This window comes from Streptomyces sp. SAI-127 (assembly GCF_029894425.1).
Lineage (GTDB): Bacteria > Actinomycetota > Actinomycetes > Streptomycetales > Streptomycetaceae > Streptomyces.
On record NZ_JARXYJ010000001.1, the window covers coordinates 6,413,553 to 6,434,669 of the forward strand.

At 69.8% G+C, this 21,117-nt stretch carries 23 protein-coding genes; 17 read left to right on the forward strand and 6 right to left on the reverse strand.

Features of this window, described 5'->3' with window-relative positions; translation table 11 throughout:
- The first annotated feature begins 84 nt into the window (after positions 1-84).
- Positions 85-1,491, forward strand: coding sequence for an FAD-linked oxidase C-terminal domain-containing protein (locus M2157_RS29555; RefSeq protein ID WP_280866682.1), 1,407 nt, complete (start codon positions 85-87; stop codon positions 1,489-1,491).
- 18 nt (positions 1,492-1,509) lie between these two features.
- Here M2157_RS29555 and M2157_RS29560 read toward each other — a convergent pair whose 3' ends face one another.
- Positions 1,510-1,986 (reverse strand): SsgA family sporulation/cell division regulator, encoded by a 477-nt coding sequence (locus tag M2157_RS29560; protein WP_280866683.1) that lies wholly within the window; start codon positions 1,984-1,986, stop codon positions 1,510-1,512.
- A 275-nt stretch (positions 1,987-2,261) separates the two neighbouring features.
- On the opposite strand from M2157_RS29560, the gene M2157_RS29565 reads away from it, so the two are divergent.
- Together M2157_RS29565 and M2157_RS29570 are read left to right on the forward strand one after the other, a co-directional pair.
- Positions 2,262-3,980 carry an RDD family protein gene (locus M2157_RS29565; protein ID WP_280866684.1) on the forward strand — a complete coding sequence of 573 codons (1,719 nt, stop codon included), beginning with the start codon at positions 2,262-2,264 and terminating at the stop codon, positions 3,978-3,980.
- An 89-nt stretch (positions 3,981-4,069) separates the two neighbouring features.
- Positions 4,070-4,708 (forward strand): RDD family protein, encoded by a 639-nt coding sequence (locus tag M2157_RS29570; protein WP_280857918.1) that lies wholly within the window; start codon positions 4,070-4,072, stop codon positions 4,706-4,708.
- A 792-nt stretch (positions 4,709-5,500) separates the two neighbouring features.
- Here M2157_RS29570 and M2157_RS29575 read toward each other — a convergent pair.
- Positions 5,501-5,761, reverse strand: a complete 261-nt coding sequence (locus tag M2157_RS29575) for a hypothetical protein (RefSeq protein ID WP_280857917.1) — start codon at positions 5,759-5,761, stop codon at positions 5,501-5,503.
- Between the two features lie 338 nt (positions 5,762-6,099).
- Here M2157_RS29575 and M2157_RS29580 point away from each other — a divergent pair, with 338 nt between their 5' ends.
- Both M2157_RS29580 and M2157_RS29585 read left to right on the forward strand, forming a co-directional pair.
- The gene (locus M2157_RS29580) at positions 6,100-8,454 is read left to right on the forward strand and encodes an immune inhibitor A domain-containing protein (protein ID WP_280857916.1); all 2,355 of its coding nucleotides are present in this window, start codon (positions 6,100-6,102) and stop codon (positions 8,452-8,454) included.
- A gap of 113 nt (positions 8,455-8,567) precedes the next feature.
- Positions 8,568-8,912: a hypothetical protein gene (locus M2157_RS29585; RefSeq protein WP_062050903.1), complete on the forward strand. Its 345-nt coding sequence runs from the start codon at positions 8,568-8,570 to the stop codon at positions 8,910-8,912.
- A gap of 11 nt (positions 8,913-8,923) precedes the next feature.
- Here the strand turns inward: M2157_RS29585 and M2157_RS29590 are convergent, their stop codons facing one another.
- Positions 8,924-9,511, reverse strand: coding sequence for an isochorismatase family protein (locus M2157_RS29590; RefSeq protein ID WP_280857915.1), 588 nt, complete (start codon positions 9,509-9,511; stop codon positions 8,924-8,926).
- Positions 9,512-9,586: 75 nt separating this feature from the next.
- The gene (locus M2157_RS29595; protein WP_280857914.1) at positions 9,587-10,933 is read right to left on the reverse strand and encodes a nicotinate phosphoribosyltransferase; all 1,347 of its coding nucleotides are present in this window, start codon (positions 10,931-10,933) and stop codon (positions 9,587-9,589) included.
- Between the two features lie 57 nt (positions 10,934-10,990).
- Between M2157_RS29595 and clpS the strand changes: the two genes are divergently transcribed.
- The 7 genes from clpS to M2157_RS29625 all read left to right on the forward strand — a co-directional run bounded on the left by clpS (position 10,991) and on the right by M2157_RS29625 (position 15,781).
- Positions 10,991-11,308: an ATP-dependent Clp protease adapter ClpS gene (gene clpS / locus M2157_RS29600; RefSeq protein WP_037710635.1), complete on the forward strand. Its 318-nt coding sequence runs from the start codon at positions 10,991-10,993 to the stop codon at positions 11,306-11,308.
- 70 nt (positions 11,309-11,378) lie between these two features.
- Positions 11,379-11,981, forward strand: coding sequence for a DUF2017 domain-containing protein (locus tag M2157_RS29605; RefSeq protein WP_280857913.1), 603 nt, complete (start codon positions 11,379-11,381; stop codon positions 11,979-11,981).
- Between the two features lie 342 nt (positions 11,982-12,323).
- Positions 12,324-13,766, forward strand: coding sequence for an amino acid permease (locus M2157_RS29610; protein ID WP_280866685.1), 1,443 nt, complete (start codon positions 12,324-12,326; stop codon positions 13,764-13,766).
- A gap of 92 nt (positions 13,767-13,858) precedes the next feature.
- Positions 13,859-14,281: a M67 family metallopeptidase gene (locus tag M2157_RS29615; RefSeq protein WP_280857912.1), complete on the forward strand. Its 423-nt coding sequence runs from the start codon at positions 13,859-13,861 to the stop codon at positions 14,279-14,281.
- Between the two features lie 79 nt (positions 14,282-14,360).
- On the forward strand, positions 14,361-14,456 hold the full coding sequence (locus tag M2157_RS49170) for a putative leader peptide (RefSeq protein ID WP_020940333.1): 96 nt from the start codon (positions 14,361-14,363) through the stop codon (positions 14,454-14,456).
- A gap of 89 nt (positions 14,457-14,545) precedes the next feature.
- Entirely contained in the window at positions 14,546-14,824 is a 279-nt protein-coding gene (locus M2157_RS29620) for a MoaD/ThiS family protein (protein WP_007382355.1), read from the forward strand.
- Between the two features lie 6 nt (positions 14,825-14,830).
- Positions 14,831-15,781 carry a cysteine synthase gene (locus tag M2157_RS29625; protein ID WP_037710629.1) on the forward strand — a complete coding sequence of 317 codons (951 nt, stop codon included), beginning with the start codon at positions 14,831-14,833 and terminating at the stop codon, positions 15,779-15,781.
- A gap of 4 nt (positions 15,782-15,785) precedes the next feature.
- Here M2157_RS29625 and M2157_RS29630 read toward each other — a convergent pair whose 3' ends face one another.
- On the reverse strand, positions 15,786-16,235 hold the full coding sequence (locus M2157_RS29630) for a type II toxin-antitoxin system PemK/MazF family toxin (RefSeq protein ID WP_280866686.1): 450 nt from the start codon (positions 16,233-16,235) through the stop codon (positions 15,786-15,788).
- Between the two features lie 234 nt (positions 16,236-16,469).
- Between M2157_RS29630 and M2157_RS29635 the strand changes: the two genes are divergently transcribed.
- Positions 16,470-17,222, forward strand: coding sequence for an MBL fold metallo-hydrolase (locus tag M2157_RS29635; RefSeq protein WP_280857910.1), 753 nt, complete (start codon positions 16,470-16,472; stop codon positions 17,220-17,222).
- A gap of 72 nt (positions 17,223-17,294) precedes the next feature.
- Here M2157_RS29635 and M2157_RS29640 read toward each other — a convergent pair whose 3' ends face one another.
- A complete protein-coding gene (locus M2157_RS29640) occupies positions 17,295-18,602 on the reverse strand; it encodes a PTS transporter subunit EIIC (RefSeq protein WP_280857909.1) in 1,308 nt (435 codons plus the stop codon).
- A gap of 248 nt (positions 18,603-18,850) precedes the next feature.
- Here M2157_RS29640 and M2157_RS29645 point away from each other — a divergent pair, with 248 nt between their 5' ends.
- The 4 genes from M2157_RS29645 to rdgB all read left to right on the forward strand — a co-directional run bounded on the left by M2157_RS29645 (position 18,851) and on the right by rdgB (position 21,073).
- On the forward strand, positions 18,851-19,084 hold the full coding sequence (locus tag M2157_RS29645) for a PTS glucose/sucrose transporter subunit IIB (protein ID WP_280857908.1): 234 nt from the start codon (positions 18,851-18,853) through the stop codon (positions 19,082-19,084).
- Between the two features lie 85 nt (positions 19,085-19,169).
- Entirely contained in the window at positions 19,170-19,907 is a 738-nt protein-coding gene (gene rph, locus M2157_RS29650; protein WP_280857907.1) for a ribonuclease PH, read from the forward strand.
- A 147-nt stretch (positions 19,908-20,054) separates the two neighbouring features.
- Positions 20,055-20,459, forward strand: a complete 405-nt coding sequence (locus tag M2157_RS29655) for a hypothetical protein (RefSeq protein WP_266528332.1) — start codon at positions 20,055-20,057, stop codon at positions 20,457-20,459.
- An 11-nt stretch (positions 20,460-20,470) separates the two neighbouring features.
- Positions 20,471-21,073 carry an RdgB/HAM1 family non-canonical purine NTP pyrophosphatase gene (gene rdgB, locus M2157_RS29660; RefSeq protein WP_280857905.1) on the forward strand — a complete coding sequence of 201 codons (603 nt, stop codon included), beginning with the start codon at positions 20,471-20,473 and terminating at the stop codon, positions 21,071-21,073.
- The last annotated feature ends 44 nt before the right edge of the window (positions 21,074-21,117 follow it).

The following is a 21,117-nucleotide window of genomic DNA, read 5'->3' on the forward strand; positions in this document are numbered from 1 at the left end:
CTGTGCGTCAATACGACGAGCACACCCCGGCGCTCGGCAGTCGGCGCTGGTGGGGTTCACACCGATGGCCCCCGGTGCGACGCTGTGATCATGAGCCGTATCGAAGCCCCCCGCGACGAGGTCACCGGCAACCTCGTCGACCGTCTGCTGAGCGCTCTGCCCGCCGAGGCCGTTCTCGCCGACCCGGACGTCACGGTCTCCTACGCCAACGACATGGCGAGCTTCTGCCCGGCCGGCACCCCCGCCGTGGTCGTCCTGCCGCGCACGGTCGAGCAGGTCCAGCACGTCATGCGCGTCGCCACCGAACTGCGCGTCCCGGTCGTTCCCCAGGGCGCCCGCACGGGCCTGTCGGGCGCGGCCAACGCCTCCGACGGCTGCATCGTGCTGTCCCTGACGAAGATGGACCGGATCCTGGAGATCAATCCGGTCGACCGCATCGCCGTCGTCGAACCCGGCGTCGTCAACGCGACCCTGTCCCGCGCAGTGAACGAACTCGGCCTCTACTACCCGCCGGACCCCTCCAGCTGGGAGATGTGCACGATCGGCGGCAACATCGGCACCGCGTCCGGCGGGCTGTGCTGTGTGAAGTACGGGGTGACGGCGGAGTACGTCCTCGGACTGGACGTCGTCCTCGCCGACGGGCGGCTCATGTCCACGGGCCGCCGTACCGCCAAGGGGGTCGCCGGATACGACATGACCCGCCTCTTCGTCGGCTCCGAGGGCTCACTCGGCATCGTCGTGCAGGCGACCCTGGCGCTCAGGCCGAAGCCGCCCGAGCAGCTGGTGCTGGCCGCCGAGTTCGCGTCCGGGGCCGCCGCCTGCGACGCGGTGTGCCGGATCATGGAGGGCGGACACGTGCCGTCCCTCCTCGAACTGATGGACCGTACGACGGTCAAGGCCGTCAACGACCTGGCGCACATGGGACTTCCGGAGACCACCGAGGCCCTCCTCCTCGCCGCCTTCGACACCACGGACCCGGCGGCCGACCTCGCGGCGGTCGGCGCGCTGTGCGAGGCGGCGGGCGCCTCGCAGGTCGTCCCGGCCGACGACGCCGCCGAGTCGGAACTGCTGCTCCAGGCCCGCAGGCTCTCCCTCACCGCACTCGAGGCCGTCAAGGGCACCACGATGATCGACGACGTGTGCGTGCCCCGCTCCCGGCTCGGCGAGCTGTTCGAGGGGACCGAGCGGATCGCTGAGAAACACCAGCTCACCATCGGTGTCGTCGCCCACGCGGGCGACGGCAACACCCACCCCACGGTCTGCTTCGACGCGGCCGACCCCGACGAGTCCCGGCGCGCCCGCGAGTCCTTCGACGAGATCATGGCCCTCGGCCTGGAACTCGGCGGCACGATCACCGGGGAGCACGGCGTGGGCGTACTGAAGAAGGAGTGGCTGGCGCGTGAGATCGGCCCGGTGGGGGTGGAGATGCAGCGGGCGGTGAAAGGGGTCTTCGACCCGCTGGGGATCCTGAACCCGGGCAAGCTGTTCTGACACCTGTCCCGCCGGGGGTCACTCCCCGTCCGCCGATTCGTCGCTCGGCCAGGGGTCGCCCAGCCAGAGGTCGTCGGCCGGGGTCGGGGCCAGCAGCTCGGCGAGACCGTCGTCGATACCGAGCTGCTCCGCCTCGGAGCCCGGCGGCACCACCCTCAGCGTGCGCTCCAGCCAGGACGAGACCTGCGCGGCCGGGGCCTCCAGAAGGGCGTCGCCGTCGGGGGAGCTCAGGGCCATCAGGACGACGCCGCGGCCCGCGACCTTCGTCGGCCACACCCGCACGTCCCCGTGCCCGCACGGGCGGAACACCCCCTCCACGAGGAGTTCGCGGGCGAAGGTCCAGTGGACGGGGTGGTCCGAACCGATGTGGAAGGTGACGTGGACGGCGAAGGGGTCGTCGCTGCGGTAGTCCAGCCGGGCCGGGACCGGGATGCTGCGCTCGGGCGACAGGATGAGTTTGAGCTCCAGTTCGCGCTCTACCACTGTGCGGTGCATGGCGTTCGTTCCTCTCTCGGCTCGCGTCCGGGTCCTGCGGTGGGCCCGTACGAGTGGAGAGGGGGGAGGGGGCGGGATCATTACGCGAGTTCGGCGAACTTTTTTCCGGCCGTATCGCGGTCGGCGTCACGGTCGGCGTCGGGACCGGTAGCACGGCCGGTGTCAGGTCGTGCTCAAAAGGGGTGGGTCCGGTGGGACTGGCGGTGGGTCTTGCGCCGGTCTGATAGATGTGTAGCCCCCTCTATTGACCCCCGAGCAGATACGGGACGACGGACATGAGCGCCCCAACCCCGGCACCCGGTGACGACAGGCCCCGCGAGGGCTATTACCCGGACCCGTCCATTCCTGGATATGTCCGTTACTGGAACGGTTCCTCCTGGGTGCCGGGCACCAGCCGTCCCGCCCCTGCGGACGGCGAACCGCTCGCGCCACCTGCGGGCGGCGGCCCCGCCCCGGTGGAGGAGACGGGCCCGCACTTCTTCGACGAGGACCCGGCCGAGGAAGCCCCGCACCCCGACACCCAGCACGGCAGCCGCCCCGAACCCGCGTCCGCGTGGGGCGCCGACCGGGCCCACCAGGGGGGCTTCGGCGGCGACCAGGACCGCAGGGTGTCGTGGGGGTCCCCGCAGGACCCCGCGCAGGCTCAGCAGGGTGCCCAGCAGGTACCGCCGCAGGGAGGTCAGTCCCAGGGGGCCGCACACGGCGGCGCTCAGCAGGGCGGGACAGGCGGGCCTCAGGGTGCTCGGCCCGGCGTACCGCAGCAGGGTGGTCCGCGGGGCGTCGACCCGAGGGTGGCCGGTGCCGGCCGGCCCGCCGACGGTTCCTCCCCGGGCCGGCCGGACGGGCAGGCCGCCCGTACCGACGGCGCCGCGACGATCCCGCCCGCCGAGCCGGACGAGGACGGCGGCACGCGTGTCTTCCGCAGGCCCACGGCCGGGCCCGGGGGAGCGGGAGCCGCCCAGCAGTCCGACGACGGGACCATGAAGTTCCGCGCGGTCTCCCCGCACACGGCGCAGAACGGAAGCGCACCGGGGCCCGCGTACTCGGGCCCCACGGCACAGGGCGGGCCTGCAGGCGGTGCCGTCGCCCCCACCGGCCCTCAGGGCCCCGGCTTCGGTGCCGGCAAGGCCGCCGCCGAGCGCGCCGCGGCGACCGGTGCCGCAGGCCCCCAGGGCCCCGCCTCCGCCGCTGCCGCCCCCCTCTCCGGCCCCCAGCAGTCCGCTCCCGCCTCCGGCCCGCAGACGGCCCCTCCGGGCGTGCCCCAGCAAGGCACCGGACAGCAGGGCATGCCCCAGCAAGGCGCGCCCCAGCAGAACGGCCCTCAGCAGGCCGCCGGAGTCCAACTCCCCGGCGCCCAGCCCCCCGCCACTCCCATGAGTCCGGGCCCCGGTGGCGGTCAGCCCTCCTGGGCCCAGCAGGTGCACCGCCTGGCCGGGCCCGACGAGGAGCAGCCCGCCCCCTGGAAGCCGCCGGTCGAGGACATCTTCCAGGCGGCCGCCCGCCGCCAGGCCTCCGCCAGGCCCGCCGGCCTCGGCAAGCGCCTGGCGGCACGCCTCCTCGACACCCTCGTCGTCGGCGCCGTGACCGCCGTCGCCGCCGTCCCCCTCGGCACCAAGGCGGCCGACCACATCAACGAGAAGGTCGACGCGGCCAAGCTGTCCGGCGAGACCGTGACGGTCTGGCTGCTGGACGGCACCACGTCGGTGTACCTCGGCATCGTGGTCGCCGTGCTCCTCGTCGCCGGTGCCCTGTACGAGGCGCTGCCCACCGCCAAGTGGGGCCGCACCCTCGGCAAGAAGCTGCTCGGCCTGGAGGTGCGGGACATCGAGGGCCACGAGCCCCCGTCCTTCGCCGGTGCCCTGCGCCGCTGGCTGGTCTACAGCGTGCCGGGCCTGCTCGGTATCGGCCTCGTGGGCGTCGCGTGGTGTCTGTTCGACCGGCCGTGGCGCCAGTGCTGGCACGACAAGGCGGCGCATACGTTCGTGGCGGGCTGAGCCGGTCCCGCGAACGGCGTACGGGATTCGGTACTCCGGACGGCCGCTCGCCGGATGCGGAACCGGGGGGTTCGCGGTCGACTCGGGCCATGAGCAGTGAACCGCCTCCCGGCTCCGGACAGCAGCCGCCGGATGACGACCCGTTCAGGAAGCAGCCCCCGCCTGCCGAGGGCTCGGGATCGCCGTACAGCACGCCGCCGCCGTACGGCGGAAGTCCCGGCGGCGGTGACCCGTACGGCGGGGCCCCGTACGGCGGCGGCCCCGCCGACCCGCTGGCCGGCATGCCACCACTGGCACCCAGCGGCCGGCGCACGCTCGCCCGGATCATCGACATGATCATGGTGGGCGTCGTCGTCTGGCTGATCACCTGGGGTGTCGGGGTCAGCGAGTACAACGTCGACAGCGACGACATGCAGTACGGCAAGTCGCTCGCCCAGTCGGCGCTCGCCGCGGTGCTCTACATCGCCTACGACACCGTCATGATCTCCCGCTCCGGGCAGACGCTCGGCAAGAAGTGGCTCGGTATGCGGGTGGCGAACCTCGACAACGGCTCCACGCCCTCCACGCAGACCACGTTGGTCCGGTCGGCGGTGCTGTGGATCCCGTTCGCGTTCTGCTGCGCCTGCATCTGGACCGCCATCTCGGGCGGCTGGAGCTACTTCGACAAGCCCTACAAGCAGGGCCTGCACGACAAGGCGGCGAAGACGGTGGTGGTCAGCACCACCTGACCCGGGCGGGCTCGGAGGTCGTCCCGGGGAGCACGCGGGCCGAGCGGCCGGGACCGGAGCCGATCCTTCGGGACCGGCACGGCCTGGACCGTCGAGCCGTCGGCGAGCTGCGGGCGACCGATGGCGAATGCGACAGGCCCGCTCCAGCTCGGCCGTGCCGGGAGCGTGACGGCGGGGTCTGAGCCGTGTCTCCGGGACGGGCAGGGCCTGTGGACCGGCGGGCCGTCGGCGACTGCGGGCGATCGGTGGCGAGTGAGACGGGCCCGCTCCGGCTCGGCCCCCGGCGAACCCGGGGCCGACTCGGCTCGGCCGTGCCGGGGCCGTAACGGCGGTGCCGGAGTCGTGGGTTCGGGAGCGGCAGGGCCTGGACCGCCGAGCCTCCCGCGAGTTGCGGGCGGCCGATGGCGAGTGCGGCGGGCCCGCTCCGGCTCGCCCCTGGCGAACCTGGGGGGCGACTCGGCGGCCCGTGCCGGGATGGTGACGGCGGGGCCTGAGTCGTGGCTTCGGGAGCGGCAGGGCCTGGATCGCCGAGCCGTCGGTCAACTGCGGGCGATCGGTGGCGAATGCGACGGGCCCGCTCCGGCTGGTCCCCGGCGAACCCGGGGACGAATCGGCGCGGCCGTGCCGGGACTGTGACGGCGGTGCCTGAGCGGTGACTCGGGACCGGTACACGGCCCGCACCGCTGAGCCTCCCGCGAGCCGCCGGCGACCGTCGGCGAATGCGAGGGCGTCCCGGCTCGTCCCGGCGAACCCGGGGACGACCCGGCGCGCCCGGCTCGGCGAAGCCGGTGTTCAGGCGGCGGTCTTGGAACTTGTGGCCACGGCGGGCACGGGCTCTTCCGCTGGATGCTCGGCGGGCCTGCTCACCGCCACCACGCGGGGCTTGGGCTGCGGCACCGTCATGGCGACCAGCAGGCCGAGGGCGAGCGCCGAGACGGCGATGACCGCGGTCCCCACGGCCGAACTCGTCTGTGACAGCAGCAGCATGGCGAGCGTCGAGAAGATGACGGTGATCGAACCGTAGGCGATCTGTGCGGCGGTCGGACGCGGCATGTCAATCGTGTCCTCGGAATTGGGGGTCCACGGGGGGCGTCGGCCTGGCTTTCCGCCGACACCCGGGCGTTCCGCCAATCGACTCTAATCGCCTGTGTGCCCGAGTGGAACGAACAGTAAGCGTGACCTAACCAACAGTGCCGGAGCACAGGGGGCGCACGGAGTCATGGCGTCCATCAAGTGGACGTCTGTGCGCGCCTGTCGTGTTGCCGTCACGTGTCCGCAATGCGAACACCGGCTCCCAATAATGCAATTGACGGGTCCAAGTCAAGATCTGTCTTTTCTTCCCAACCTTTAGTCAAATACCGCTCACTTGCCTTGATAGGGGAGGGGCACAAGTGACTGACAGATCCTGGACGTTCAGGACGGCGGCGACGATCGTCGCCCTCGCGGCCGCCTCGGCCACGTTCTCGACGTTCGCCGTGGCACAGGCCGCGGACACCACGTCCACGAAGGCCTCCGCGGTCGACCGGAACGACCCGCAGCCGGCGAAGGCCAGGGAGCACGACTTCGACGGCCCGCTGACCAAGACCAAGGAGGCGCAGCGCCAGGAGGCGCTCGACCAGGTCATATCCGGGAACGCCACGGTCAAGAACCGCAACGGCTCCCAGGTGGTCGAGCTCAAGAGCCGCAAGGGCGACAGCAAGTACGTCGAACTCGGCCGCGAGAAGACCGACAAGATCTTCACCATCCTGGTGGAGTTCGGCGACCAGGTCGACCCCCGCTACGGCGGCACGCCCGGCCCGCTGCACAACCGGATAGCCCAGCCCGACCGCGCGGTCGACAACAGCACGGCCTGGCAGGCGGACTACAACCAGGCGCACTTCCAGGACCTCTACTTCGGCACCGGCAAGAAGTCCGAGTCGCTGAAGAAGTACTACGAGAAGCAGTCCTCGGGCCGCTACTCGGTCGAGGGCGAAGTGACCGACTGGGTCAAGGTCCCCTACAACGAGGCCCGTTACGGCTCCAACGACGCCCCCACCGGCGCCTGGTACGCGGTGCAGGACGGCGTCAACGCCTGGGTCGCCGAGCGCGAGGCCGCCGGTGACTCGGCCGCCGAAATCAGCGCGGAACTGGCCGAGTTCGACCAGTGGGACCGCTACGACTTCGACGGCGACGGCAACTTCAACGAGCCCGACGGCTACATCGACCACTTCCAGATCGTGCACGCCGGCGAGGACGAGTCCGCGGGTGGCGGCGCCCAGGGCGCGGACGCCATCTGGGCCCACCGCTGGTACGCCTTCGCCAGCGACTCCGGCGCCACCGGCCCGGCCGGCAACAAGCTCGGCGGCACCCAGATCGGCGACACCGGCATCTGGGTCGGCGACTACACCATCCAGCCGGAGAACGGCGGCCTGGGCGTCTTCGCCCACGAGTACGGCCACGACCTCGGCCTGCCCGACGAGTACGACACCTCCGGCGGCGGCGAGAACTCCACCGGCTTCTGGACCCTGATGTCGTCCGGCTCCTGGCTCGGCACCGGCAAGGACTCCATCGGAGACCTGCCCGGCGACATGAACGCCTGGGACAAGCTCCAACTGGGCTGGCTCGACTACGACGTGGCCAACGCGGGCAAGAGGTCCACCCACAAGCTGGGCGTCGCGGAGTACAACACCAAGGACGCGCAGGCGCTCGTGGTCCAGCTGCCGGAGAAGACGGTCACCACCGAGGTGGTCACCCCGGCGCAGGGCGCCACCCAGTGGTGGAGCGGCAGCGGTGACGACCTGCGCAACACCCTGACCCGCCCGCTCGACCTGACCGGGAAGTCCTCGGCGGCGCTGACCCTCGACGGCTGGTGGGACATCGAGCAGGACTTCGACTACCTCTACACCGAGGTGTCCACCGACGGCGCCAACTGGACGCCGGTCGACGGCACTCTGGCCGACGGCACCGCCATCCCGAAGGACGGCAGCGGCAAGCCCGCCCTCACCGGCACGGTCGACGCCCACCAGAAGCTGACCTTCCCGCTGGACGCCTACGCGGGCAAGAACATCCAGCTGCGCTTCCGCTACCAGACCGACGGCGGAGTGGCCCAGAAGGGCTTCACGGCCGACGAGATCACGGTGACCGCCGACGGCGCGACCCTCTTCTCCGACAACGCCGAGACGGCGGACACCGCCTGGACCGCGAACGGCTTCTCCCGCATCGGCGCCTCGATCACGGACGACTACGCCCAGTACTACATCGCCGAGAACCGCCAATACGTGTCGTACGACAAGGTGTTGAAGGTCGGCCCGTACAACTACGGCTTCTCGACGACCCGTCCGGACTGGGTGGAGCACTACGCCTACCAGAACGGCCTGTTGATCTGGAAGTGGGACACCTCGCAGGCGGACGACAACACCAGCCAGCACCCCGGTGAGGGCCTGATCCTTCCGGTCGACTCCCACCCGACCGCGCTGAAGTGGTCCGACGGCACGCTGATGCGCAACCGCATCCAGGCCTACGACTCCACCTTCAGCTGGTACCCGACGGACTCGATCACGCTCCACAGCGCCGACGTCCCGACGAAGATCAAGTCCAAGCCGGGCGTCCCGGTCTTCGACGACGGCACGTCGAGCTACTACGACGCGTCGAACCCGTTCGCAGGTGTCAACATCACTGACACCGACACCCGGATCAAGATCGTCAAGGAGCCCCTGAACGGCTCGACGATCACGCTCCAGGTCGGACCTTCGGCCAAGAAGAAGTAAAACCGCAGGTCAGAAGCGTATCGGCGGCAACCCCTGGCGGGTTGCCGCCGATCGTGTTTAGGTGCGTGCTGTGGCTCCCTTATTGACACCGACGCACACGGGGGTGTGACCGCATGGCCGCAGGAGGTTTCTGCAAGCTGCCGAACGGCAGGGTGGTGGTGGCGCTGAACCTGCCCCGCCCGCCCACCGACGGCTGCGGCAGCGTGCGGGTACTCGTCCACGCCCAGAACCGGGCGCGTGCCCTGACCAGGCTGCGCAACCTGGGTCTGCGCGCGGTGTACCTGCGCGGCAACGGCGCGCCCCCGACCCCGGACGAGATCACGGCCGTACTCCACCATCCGGACGGGCTGATATGGCGTACCGCCCCTGACAACGCTGTCGTGGGCGGTCCCGAGCTGGTCCAGGAGCTGTGGCATCCGATCAGATCACTGCTGAGGAGGCCGACGGCACCGGCCTGAGCGCCGGTTTCCTAGACGACCGGCTTCCCGGACAGCTCCACGCCCGCCTCCCGCATCTCCTCGATCGCCCGCTCGGTCGTCGCCTCGGCGACCCCGGCGGTGAGGTCGAGGAGGACGTGCGTACGGAAGCCCTCCCGGGCCGCGTCCAGCGCGGTGGCCCGTACGCAGTGGTCCGTGGCGATCCCGACCACGTCGACTTCGGAGACCTCCCGCGCCCGCAGCCAGTCGGCCAGTGTCACGCCGTTCTCGTCGGCGCCCTCGAACCCGCTGTACGCCGCCGCGTACGCCCCCTTGTCGAAGACCGCGTCGATCGCCCCGGAGGCGACGGCAGGCGCGAAGTTCGGGTGGAACCCCACCCCCTCGGTCCCGGCGACGCAGTGCGCGGGCCAGGAGTGCACGAAGTCGGGGTTGTCCGCGAAGTGGCCGCCGGGTGCGATGTGGTGGTCGCGGGTGGCCACCACATGCTGGTAGCCGGAGCCCGCCGCCTGCCCGACCAGCTCGGTGACGGCGGCGGCCACATCGGCACCGCCGGCCACCGCGAGGCTGCCTCCCTCGCAGAAGTCGTTCTGCACGTCAACGACGATCAAGGCGCGGCGCATGTGGGTGTCCTTCGACTGTTGGGTGAACTTACGAGCCTAGAGACTTCGACGGCACTGCGGGAGGGCGCACCCGCATTAGCTACCCGAGCGCCCCTGGACATACTCCGTCGGAAGGACCGGTTCTCCGCGCGAGAGCTGGGTCGCCGACAGCGGCAGGTTGGCCCGGGCAGCGGCATGCCGGTCCCGTACGACGTCCAGCGCCTCCCGCGCGACGACCTCGCCGCCCTTGACCAGCTCCACCAGCAGCTGCCGCTCGGCGAGCGCGGGCGGAACCGCCCCCGTGCCCACGACCTCGGCCTCCGCGATCCCCTCCGCGTCCAGCCGCCGCGCCGCCCATTTGCGCCCGCCGACCGAGCTCTTGCCCCCGGACGACTTCTTCGCGACCGGGATCAGCGGCGCCTTCGGATCGTCCGACTCGGCGCGCGCGACCAGCTTGTAGACCATCGAGGCGGTCGGATGCCCTGACCCGGTCACCAGCTGGGTGCCCACGCCGTACGCGTCCACCGGGGCCACGGCCAGCGAGGCGATGGCGTACTCGTCGAGGTCGGAGGTGACGATGATCCGGGTCCTCTTCGCGCCCAGCTCGTCCAGCTGCTGGCGCACCCGGTGCGCGACGAGGAGCAGGTCGCCCGAGTCGATGCGCACGGCCCCCAGCTCGGGCCCGGCGACCTCGACGGCCGTACGGACGGCCTCGGTGACGTCGTAGGTGTCGACGAGCAGGGTGGTGCCCCGGCCCAGCGAGTCCACCTGGGCCTGGAAGGCGTCCCGCTCGTGGTCGTGCAGCAGGGTGAAGGCGTGGGCGGAGGTGCCCACCGTGGGGATGCCGTAGCGGAAGCCGGCCGCGAGGTCGGAGGTGGTGGCGAAGCCGCCGACATAGGCGGCCCGCGAGGCTGCCACGGCGGACAGCTCGTGGGTGCGGCGGGCACCCATCTCGATCAGCGGCCGGTCGCCCGCGGCCGAGGACATCCGGGAGGCGGCCGCGGCTATCGCGGAGTCGTGGTTGAGGATCGACAGGATCACGGTCTCCAGGAGCACACACTCGGCGAACGAGCCCTCCACCCGCATGATCGGCGAGCCCGGGAAGTACACCTCGCCCTCCGGGTAGCCCCAGATGTCGCCGCCGAAGCGATAGGAGGCGAGCCAGTCCAGGGTCTCCTCGTCCACGATGTCCCGCTCCCGCAGGAAGCCGAGGACGTCCGCGTCGAAACGGAAGTTCTCCACCGCGTCCAGCACCCGGCCGGTGCCCGCGACGACGCCGTAGCGCCGCCCCTCCGGCAGCCGCCGGGTGAAGACCTCGAAGACGCTGCGCCGCTCGGCGGTACCCGCCTTCAGCGCGGCCTGCAGCATCGTCAGCTCGTACTGGTCCGTGAAGAGCGCCGTCGAGGGAACGTCCACCGGCAGCCCAAGGTCCGCTGTGTTCATGACGAGGATGGTACCCCCATTCGCGTCAGTGTGACGATTTATGCTGTGCGTGGCAGCATGGGCCGTGTGACGTCACCCGCTCCCGTAGAGATCGAACGCACCGAGTCGGCGGAAGAGGTCTTCGCCGTCCCCGAGCCGGACGTCCCCTGGGTCACGATCGTCCACAACGACCCGGTCAACCTCATGAGCTACGTGACCTACGTCTTCCAGTCGTACTTCGGCTACTCGAAGGACAAGGCCACGAAGCTGATGCTCGACGTCCACCACAAGGGCCGGGCGGTCGTCTCCAGCGGATCCCGCGAGGAGATGGAGCGCGATGTGCAGGCCATGCACGGCTACGGTCTGTGGGCCACGCTCCAGCAGGACCGGAAATGACCCGACCCCGCTCGCAGGACCGGAAGTGGCCCGCCCCCGCCCGCAGGACCGGAAGTAGCGATAACCCCTGATGCCAGGAACCTTCGAACCGCTCCCCGGCGGCGGCGCGGCCGTCGCCCTCGACGACGTCGAGATCTCCATCATCCGGTCGCTGGCCGTCCAGCTCCTGGAACTCATCGGCCCTGGCCCCGCCGAGGACGCCCCCGACGACCCCCTCGCCGAGCTCTTCGCGGACGGCCCGAGCGAGCCGCCGTCCGACCCGGTGCTCAAACGGCTGTTCCCGGACGCCTACAGCGACCCCGAGGGCACTCCCCAGGCCAAGGAGGCCGAGGAGCAGCGGGCGTACTCCTCGGAGTTCCGCCGTTACACCGAGAACGACCTGCGGACCGGCAAGCGCGAGAACGCCCTCGCGGTGGTCCGCTCCCTGGACGCGCTGAACTCCGCGGGCGAGGGCGGAGCGGTCCTCAAGCTGTCGACCGGTGAGTCCCAGCAGTGGCTCGGCGCCCTCAACGACCTGCGGCTCGCGATCGGCTCCCGCCTCGACATCACCGACGAGGAGGACACCGACCTCCTCTACCGGCTGCCGGACGAGGACCCCCGTAAGCCGATGGTGATGGCGTATCTGTGGCTGGGCGGTCTCCAGGAGACCCTCGTGACCACCCTTATGCCGTGAGATGTGACGGTTTCGTGCCCGTTTTTGAGGGTGATGTGTTCGCTCAGAGGACGCTCAAATCCGGATAACGATCACGTCACCGCGCTGACGGCTTTCGCGTGTTCCGGGCGTCGTTTGTCCGCTTCTTCCTGTGACCTGTGCCATATGTCGCACAGGTGATCAACGTTGCGGCCGTGATAAATCTTCACGACCGCCCGGCGAACACCACCCGTATGTTCCGCCGGGTGCGCCACCGAGCCGGCAACCGCCGGCCAGGCACCACTCCATCAATCCGGGGGGATCGAGATCCGGTCCGCGGCCGACGAAGGCCCGGGGCGGTATGGAGAAAGGCGCACCACAGACATGACCTCCGCTCAGGTCGACACAGGCTCGTCAGGCTCGGAGAAGAGCTCCGAAGAGGGGTACGAGCGCGGACTCGGCAGCCGCCAGGTCCAGATGATCGCGATCGGCGGCGCCATCGGCGTCGGCCTCTTCCTCAACGCCGGGGCGAACATCGCCAAGGCCGGTCCGAGCCTCATCCTGATGTACGCCGTCGCCGGCGTGATCATCTTCTTCATCATGCGGGCACTCGGCGAGCTGCTGCTCTACCGCCCGGTCTCCGGTTCCTTCGCGGAGTACTCCCGCGAATTCCTCGGCCCGTTCTTCGGCTACTTCACCGGCTGGACGTACTGGCTGCTGTGGGTCGTCACCGGTATGGCCGAACTCACCGCCGCCGCGATCTACGTCAACTACTGGTTCCCGGCCGTCCCGCAGTGGACGACGGCCCTGGTCTTCCTGGTCGTCCTGTTCGTGGCCAACCTGATCTCGGTGAAGCTGTTCGGCGAGATCGAGTTCTGGTTCTCGATGATCAAGGTCACCGCCCTCATCGGCATGATCGTGATCGGTCTCGGCGTCCTCACCTTCGGCTTCAGCGCGGCCGGCGACACCGCCGCGGTCTCCAACCTCTGGGCCTTCGACGGCTTCTTCCCCAAGGGCATCGGCTCGTCCCTGATGACCCTGCAGGGCGTGATGTTCGCCTACCTCGCCGTCGAACTGGTCGGCGTGACCGCCGGTGAGTCCGAGAACCCCGAGAAGACCCTCCCCAAGGCGATCAACACCCTGCCCTGGCGCATCGGTCTCTTCTACGTCGGTGCCCTCACCGTCATCCTGTGCGTGGTGAAGTGGACCGAGTTCGCGGCCGGCGTCAGCCCCTTCGTCAAGGCCTTCGCCGTGATCGGCATCCCGGCGGGCGCCGGCATCGTGAACTTCGTCGTCCTCACCGCCGCGCTGTCCTCCTGCAACTCCGGCATGTACTCCACGGGCCGCATGCTGCGCACCCTGGCCGACAGCGGCGAGGCACCCCAGGCCTTCAACAAGCTCTCCGCGACGCGGACGCCGGCACTGGCCATCACGGTCTCCGTGCTCTTCATGGGCATCGGCGTGGTGCTGAACTACGTCGTGCCGGAGAAGGCCTTCGGATACGTCGTCTCGGTCGCGACCGCGGCGGGCATCTGGACCTGGCTGATGATCCTGATCAGCCATGTGCGCTACCGCCGCGAGGTCGTGGCCGGCCGGCTGCCCGCCTCCTCCTTCCCGGCGCCGGGCGGCTCGGTCGGCAGCTGGATCGCCATCGTGTTCCTGCTCTTCGTGACCTGCCTGATCGCGTACGACCCCGACTCCCGCGTCTGTCTGTACGTGATGGCCGGATGGGCCGCCGCGCTGGGGATCGGCTGGGCCGTACTGAAGACCCGGAACCCGCGGATCACGGACCGGCGGGAGCCGGAGTTCGAGAAGGCCGCAGGCTAGGAAGCCCGGCACACGTCCGGCACACGTCCGGCATGTGGGCCGCTGCGTACCGATCCTCGGTACGCAGCGGCCCTCTGCTTATCCTTTCCGACATGCTGACCATCACCCAGGCCCTCGTCGACCAGATCGTCGCGCACGCGCGCAAGGACCACCCCGACGAGGCGTGCGGAGTCGTCGCCGGGCCGGCCGGATCGAACCGGCCCGAGCGGTTCATCCCGATGCTGAACGCGGCCATGTCGCCCACGTTCTACGAGTTCGACTCCGGCGACCTGCTCAAGCTCTACCGCGAGATGGACGACCGCGACGAGGAGCCGGTGGTCATCTACCACTCCCACACCGCGACCGAGGCCTACCCGTCCCGCACGGACATCTCCTACGCCAACGAACCCGGCGCCCACTACGTCCTGGTCTCGACGGCGGACACCGACGGCCTCGGCGACTTCCAGTTCCGCTCCTACCGGATCGTCGACGGCGAGGTCACCGAGGAGGAGGTCACGGTCGTCGAGGCATACTGATCTCGCGATCCGGTCGGGAAGTATCCAGTATGCGAGATCACACTCCGGGATCCGGACCGGGAATCGATACGATGAGCCCATGGTTCTGAACGACGTGAGCGAGAAGACGCCGGGCATCCTGCTCGTGGCGCGGCTGCACGTCGACCTGTGCAGGCTGAACAGCGCCATCTGTTGACCTTCCCTGCCGCCGTACGGCCGTGAGCCGCGGCGCGCGTTCGCCGTGCGCCCACCGACCAGACCACTTTCCGACAGGAGCCCGCCACCATGGCCATCGAGGTCCGCATCCCGACCATCCTCCGCACCTACACCGACGGGCAGAAGGCGGTGGAGGGCAACGGGAACACCCTCGCCGAGCTCTTCGCCGACCTCGAGACCCGGCATGCGGGCGTCCAGGCCCGCATCGTGGACGGCGGCGAGCTGCGCCGCTTCGTCAACGTCTACCTGAACGACGAGGACGTCCGCTTCCTCGACGGCATCAACACCAAGCTCACCGACGGCGACAACGTCACGATCCTGCCGGCCGTGGCCGGCGGTATGGCCTGATCGTCGATGCGTTACGACTCCCCGCTGGCCGCGGTGGGCAACACCCCTCTGGTGCGCCTGCCGCGGCTCTCGCCGTCCGCCGACGTACGCATCTGGGCGAAGCTCGAGGACCGCAACCCGACCGGCTCGGTCAAGGACCGCCCCGCCCTGCACATGATCGAGCAGGCGGAGAAGGACGGCCGCCTCACGCCCGGCTGCACCATCCTGGAGCCCACCTCCGGCAACACCGGCATCTCCCTCGCGATGGCCGCCAAGCTCAAGGGCTACCGGATCGTGTGCGTGATGCCCGAGAACACCTCGCAGGAGCGCCGGGACCTGCTCGCCATGTGGGGCGCCGAGATCATCTCGTCCCCCGCCGCGGGCGGCTCCAACACCGCCGTACGGGTCGCCAAGGAGCTGTCCGCCGAGCACCCCGACTGGGTGATGCTCTATCAGTACGGCAACCCCGACAACGCGGGCGCCCACTACGCGACCACCGGCCCGGAGATCCTCGCCGACCTCCCCTCGGTCACCCACTTCGTCGCGGGCCTCGGCACCACCGGCACCCTGATGGGCGTCGGCCGCTACCTGCGTGAACACCGGCCCGACGTGAAGATCGTCGCCGCCGAACCGCGCTACGACGACCTGGTGTACGGGCTCAGGAACCTGGACGAGGGCTTCGTACCGGAGCTGTACGACGCGTCGGTGCTGACCACCCGCTTCTCCGTCGGCTCCGCCGACGCGGTCACCCGCACTCGCGAGCTCCTCCAGCAGGAGGGCATCTTCGCGGGCGTCTCCACGGGCGCCGCCCTGCACGCGGCGATCGGCGTCGGCAACAAGGCCGTGAAGGCCGGCGAGAGCGCCGACATCGTCTTCGTCGTGGCCGACGGCGGCTGGAAGTACCTCTCGACGGGCGTCTACACGGCGGCCACGACGGAGGAAGCGATCGAGACGCTGCAGGGCCAGCTCTGGGCGTGACGTACTACGTCGCCAGGTGACGGATCTGGTCCCACAGGACCGGGTCCACCACCCCCACCTTCCGCCGGAAGTCCCACACCGGCACCGCCCGCAGCTCGTCGGTCTCCAGGAAGCTCGCGCGCCCCTGCGCGTCCCCGACGGCACCGGGCGGCAGCGGGATGACCCCGGCCCGCTCGTCGTGGTACTTGCTGGTGATCTTCGCGACGGTCGCCCGCTTCCCGTGCACCGCGAGCACCAGACAGGGCCGGTCCTTGCCCCCGGGCCCGTCCTCGTACGGCACGTTCGCCCACCAGATCTCCGCGGGCCGCGGCCGGACCACGGTCCGCCCGGACGGACGGCCGACCCGGTCCGCGCGCCCCTTCGGCCGACGCCCCCGGCCCCAGCCGTCCACGAGCGTGGCGACCAGCGCGAGCAGTACCACCGCCGCGAGCGCGAGCCACCAGGACGTGTCCATGAGGACGACGTTACCGGCGCGCGATCAGGCCCGCGCGCCCTCTGCGCAAGCCGTAAGCGCGCTCACACTCCCCACACGCCCCCGGTCCCTCCGAACCGGTGACACCACAGGTGAGTTCGCCCACAACAGCCCTTGGCGGAGGAGCGACCGGAGGTTTTGCGCCTTACGCTCGACGGACCGCACGACCCCCGTCTCCATCCCAGAAAAGTTCCCGCCAGCGGAGGTTTCTGCTTTATGAAGCTCACCGTCGTCGGCTGCTCGGGGTCGTTCCCGTCCGCGGAATCGGCCTGCTCGAGCTACCTCGTCGAGGCCGACGGCTTCCGGCTGCTTCTCGACATGGGCAACGGTGCCCTTGGCGAGCTGCAGCGCCACTGCGGTCTCTACGACCTCGACGCGATCTTCCTCAGCCATCTGCACGCCGACCACTGCATCGACATGTGCGCGTACTTCGTCGCGCGCTACTACCGCCACGACGGCGGCCGCTGCGACCCCATCCCGGTCTACGGCCCCGAGGGCACCGAACACCGCCTCACCACGGCCTACGCCGACACCCCCACCGCCTCCTCCATGAGCGAGGTCTTCGACTTCCACACGGTCAAGCCGTCCACCTTCGACATCGGCCCGTTCACGGTCCACACGGAGCGAGTGGCGCACCCGGTGGAGGCGTACGGCATCCGCGTCGAGCACGGCGGGAAGTCCCTGACGTACTCCGGCGACACGGGTCTCAGCCCCGCCCTGACCGAACTCGCCCGCGACACCGACCTGTTCCTGTGCGAGGCGGCCTTCACGCACGGCAAGGAGAACATCCCCGACCTGCACCTCAACGGCCGCGAGGCGGGTGAGACGGCGACCCGAGCAGGAGCCCGCCGCCTGGTCCTCACCCACATCCCCCCGTGGACCGACCCGCAGGTCAACCTCGCCGACGCACAAGCGGTGTTCGACGGTCCGGTCTCCCTGGCGGTGCCAAGACTGTCGTACGACATCTAGCCCCAACGGCATGACGAAGGCCCCCGGAGAGGTTCAGGACTCCGGGGGCCTTCGTCACGCTCCAGCCTGCTGTCAGGCCTTCGTGAGGTCCTCGACCTCCTCCTCGGGCTCGCGGCCCGGGGTGGGGAGGTTCCACTTGATGATGGCGAAGCGGAAGACGGCGTAGTAGACCGCGCCGAAGACCAGGCCGACCGGGATCAGCAGCCACGGCTTGGTCGAGATGCCCCAGTTGATGAAGACGTCGATGAAGCCGGCCGAGAAGCTGAAGCCCATGTGCATGCCGAGCGCCCACGTCACCGCCATCGAGACCGCGGTGAGGACCGCGTGGATGGCGTAGAGCACGGGGGCGATGAACATGAACGTGAACTCGATCGGCTCGGTGACACCCGTGAAGAACGAGGTCAGGGCCATCGACATCATCATGCCCAGCACGGCCTTGCGGCGCTCGGGCCGGGCGGAGTGCGCGATCGCGAGGGCGGCGGCGGGCAGACCGAACATCATGATCGGGAAGAAGCCGGTCATGAACATACCGGCGGTGGGGTCGCCGCCGAAGAAGCGCGGCAGGTCGCCGTGGAAGACGGTGCCGGCGGAGTTGGTGTAGTCGCCGATCTGGAACCAAGCCACGGAGTTGACGAACTGGTGCATGCCGATCGGGATCAGCGCGCGGTTGATCAGACCGAAGAGGGCCGCGCCGAAGGAGCCGAGGCCGGTCATCCACTCACCGAAGTTGGTGATCACGTTGCCGATGGGCTCCCAGCCCAGGACGACCAGGACACCGAGAACCGTGCCGACGGCGGCCGTGATGATCGGGACCAGGCGGCGGCCGTTGAAGAAGCCGAGCCAGTCGACGAGCCGCTTGCGGTGGTAGCGCTGCCACAGCACGGCGGTCAGAAGACCGAGGATGATGCCACCGAGCACGCCCGGGTTCTGGAAGCTCGCGGTCTGCGCGGCCTCGGTGCCCTTCTGCCAGAAGCCGCCGCCGAGTCCGGTCGCCGTATAGGTGGCGCCCTCGTGGCCGTCCTTGATCGGGTACTGGTGGATCACCGCGTAGTAGGCGAGGAAGCCGACCACCGCGGCCAGCGCCGTGGAACCGTCGGACTTCTTCGCGAAGCCGATGGCCACGCCTATGCAGAACAGCAGGGGCAGCCCGAAGGAGCTGTCCAGCAGCGCGCCGCCGGCACCGGCGAACACCTTCGCCACGTCAGCCGGTATGTGGAAGCGCTCCTGGGAGTCCGCTTGGCCGAGCCGCAGCAGAATTCCCGCCGCCGGCAACACGGCAATGGGCAACTGCAGGCTGCGGCCGACCTTCTGCAGGCCCTGGAACAGACCGGAACCCCGCTTCTTCGCTGCGGGGGCCGCCGTGTCGGTGGCGGTGCTCATAACTCCTCCATCGGGTGGTGGTCTACACCACTCAGTGGTGTAGACCTGTTGTACACGATGAGGGCGTTATAAGGAACCCGTCAATTCCGCAACCGGAGGACACCCTCCCTACCGCCCCTCCGGGGTTGGCGACCAACCACCAGGTGGTGTAGACCAGTTACGGACGATTGGGTTGCTGTGACGTCATTTTCGGCACGTACGGCGCAATCGCTCGCGAAACTGGGCCCACCGTGCGTGAGGAGACCGACATGGCCACCAAGGCAGAGAAGATCGTCGCCGGACTCGGCGGTATCGACAACATCGAAGAGATCGAAGGCTGCATCACCCGCCTCCGCACCGAGGTCATCGACCCCGGCAAGGTCGACGAAGCCGCCCTCAAGGCCGCCGGCGCCCACGGCGTCGTCAAGATGGGCACCGCCATCCAGGTCGTCATCGGCACCGACGCCGACCCCATCGCCGCGGAAATCGAAGACATGATGTAAGGACTGCAGCTCGTTCCGGCCAGGGGCCCCTCCCCTCACGGGAGGGGCCCCTTCCGCATCCCCGTCTCCCGCTAGGCTCAACGCCATGTCTCGAATCGACGGCCGCACCCCCGAACAACTCCGCCCGATCACCATCGAACGCGGCTGGAGCAAGCACGCCGAGGGCTCCGTCCTCGTCTCCTTCGGCGACACGAAGGTCTTCTGCACCGCCACCGTCAGCGAAGGCGTCCCCCGCTGGCGCAAGGGCAGCGGCGAGGGCTGGGTCACCGCCGAGTACTCCATGCTGCCCCGCGCCACCAACACCCGCGGCGACCGCGAATCCGTCCGCGGCAAGATCGGCGGCCGCACGCACGAGATCAGCCGCCTCATCGGCCGCTCCCTGCGCGCGGTCATCGACTACAAGGCGCTCGGCGAGAACACCATCGTCCTCGACTGCGACGTCCTCCAGGCCGACGGCGGCACCCGCACCGCGGCCATCACCGGCGCCTACGTCGCTCTCGCCGACGCCGTCGCCTGGGCCCAGGGCAAGAAGCTGGTCAAGGCCGGCCGCCAGCCGCTGACCGGAACCGTGAGCGCGGTCTCCGTCGGCATCGTCGGCGGAGTACCCCTCCTCGACCTCTGCTACGAGGAGGACGTGCGCGCCGACACCGACATGAACGTCGTCTGCACCGGCGACGGCCGCTTCGTCGAGGTCCAGGGCACCGCCGAGGCCGAGCCCTTCGCCCGCGACGAGCTCAACTCCCTCCTCGACCTCGCGGTGTCGGGCTGCTCGGAACTCGCTGTCCTGCAGAGCAAGGCGCTTGATACGGTCCTCGAAAAGTAAAGGGACCGCCAAGAACGGTGGGTCGGCGCGCGCAACCCGACCGGCCGCCCCGGCGTCTTCGGGAGTACGGGCGCCCGCTGTGCACAACGGGCGCCCGGCCAGTCAACGGGGGCCTCCTGAGGCCTGCCACAGGGAGGGAACAGATCCATGGCCGCGAGCCGACGCCGCCGTAGTCGCCATATCACCATCGCCGCCGCAGTGGCCGCCGTAGGACTCACGGTCGGCCTCACCACCGGCTGCGACGCCGTCAGCAAGGCACTGGACTGCGTCCAGACCGCCGAGGCGGTCGCCGACAGCGTCACCGACCTCCAGCAGGCCGTGGAGAACGCGTCGAACGACCCGACCCAGATCGACGAGGCCCTCACCTCCATCGACCAGAACCTCGACGAGATCGGCGACAAGACCGACAACGCCGACGTCAACAAGGCGGTCGACAACCTCAGCGAGGCCGTGACCAACGTCCGTACGGCGGTCAAGAACGGCGACGAGACGCCGGACCTGAGCCCCATCACCGACGCGGCCGGCGAACTGACGAAGGTCTGCACGCCGTAATACTGGTGGGCATGACCCGCCTGATCCTCGCCACGCGCAACGCCGGCAAAATCACCGAACTCCACGCGATCCTCGCCGACGCAGGTCTGCCGTTCGACCTCGTCGGCGCGGACGCGTACCCCGAGATCCCCGACGTCAAGGAAACCGGCGTCACCTTCGCGGAGAACGCACTCCTGAAGGCCCACGCCCTCGCCCGGGCAACGGGCCTGCCGGCGATCGCCGACGACTCGGGCCTGTGCGTCGACGTCCTGAACGGCGCCCCGGGTATCTTCTCGGCCCGCTGGTCGGGCACCCACGGAGACGACGGCGCGAACCTGAACCTGCTCCTGGCCCAACTGTCGGACATCGCCGACGAACACCGCGGCGCCCACTTCGCCTGCGCGGCGGCCCTGGCACTGCCGGACGGCACGGAGAGGGTGGTCGAGGGTCAGTTGAGGGGCGCCCTCCGCCACACCCCTGTCGGCACGAACGGCTTCGGCTACGACCCGATCCTCCAGCCCGAGGGCGAGACACGGACCTGCGCCGAACTGTCCCCGGACGAGAAGAACGCGATCAGCCATCGGGGGAAGGCGTTTCGGGCGTTGGTGCCGGTGGTGCGGGAGTTGTTGGGCTGAGGTGCACACGAGAACGGCCTGCGCATCGTTGCTTCGATTCGCAG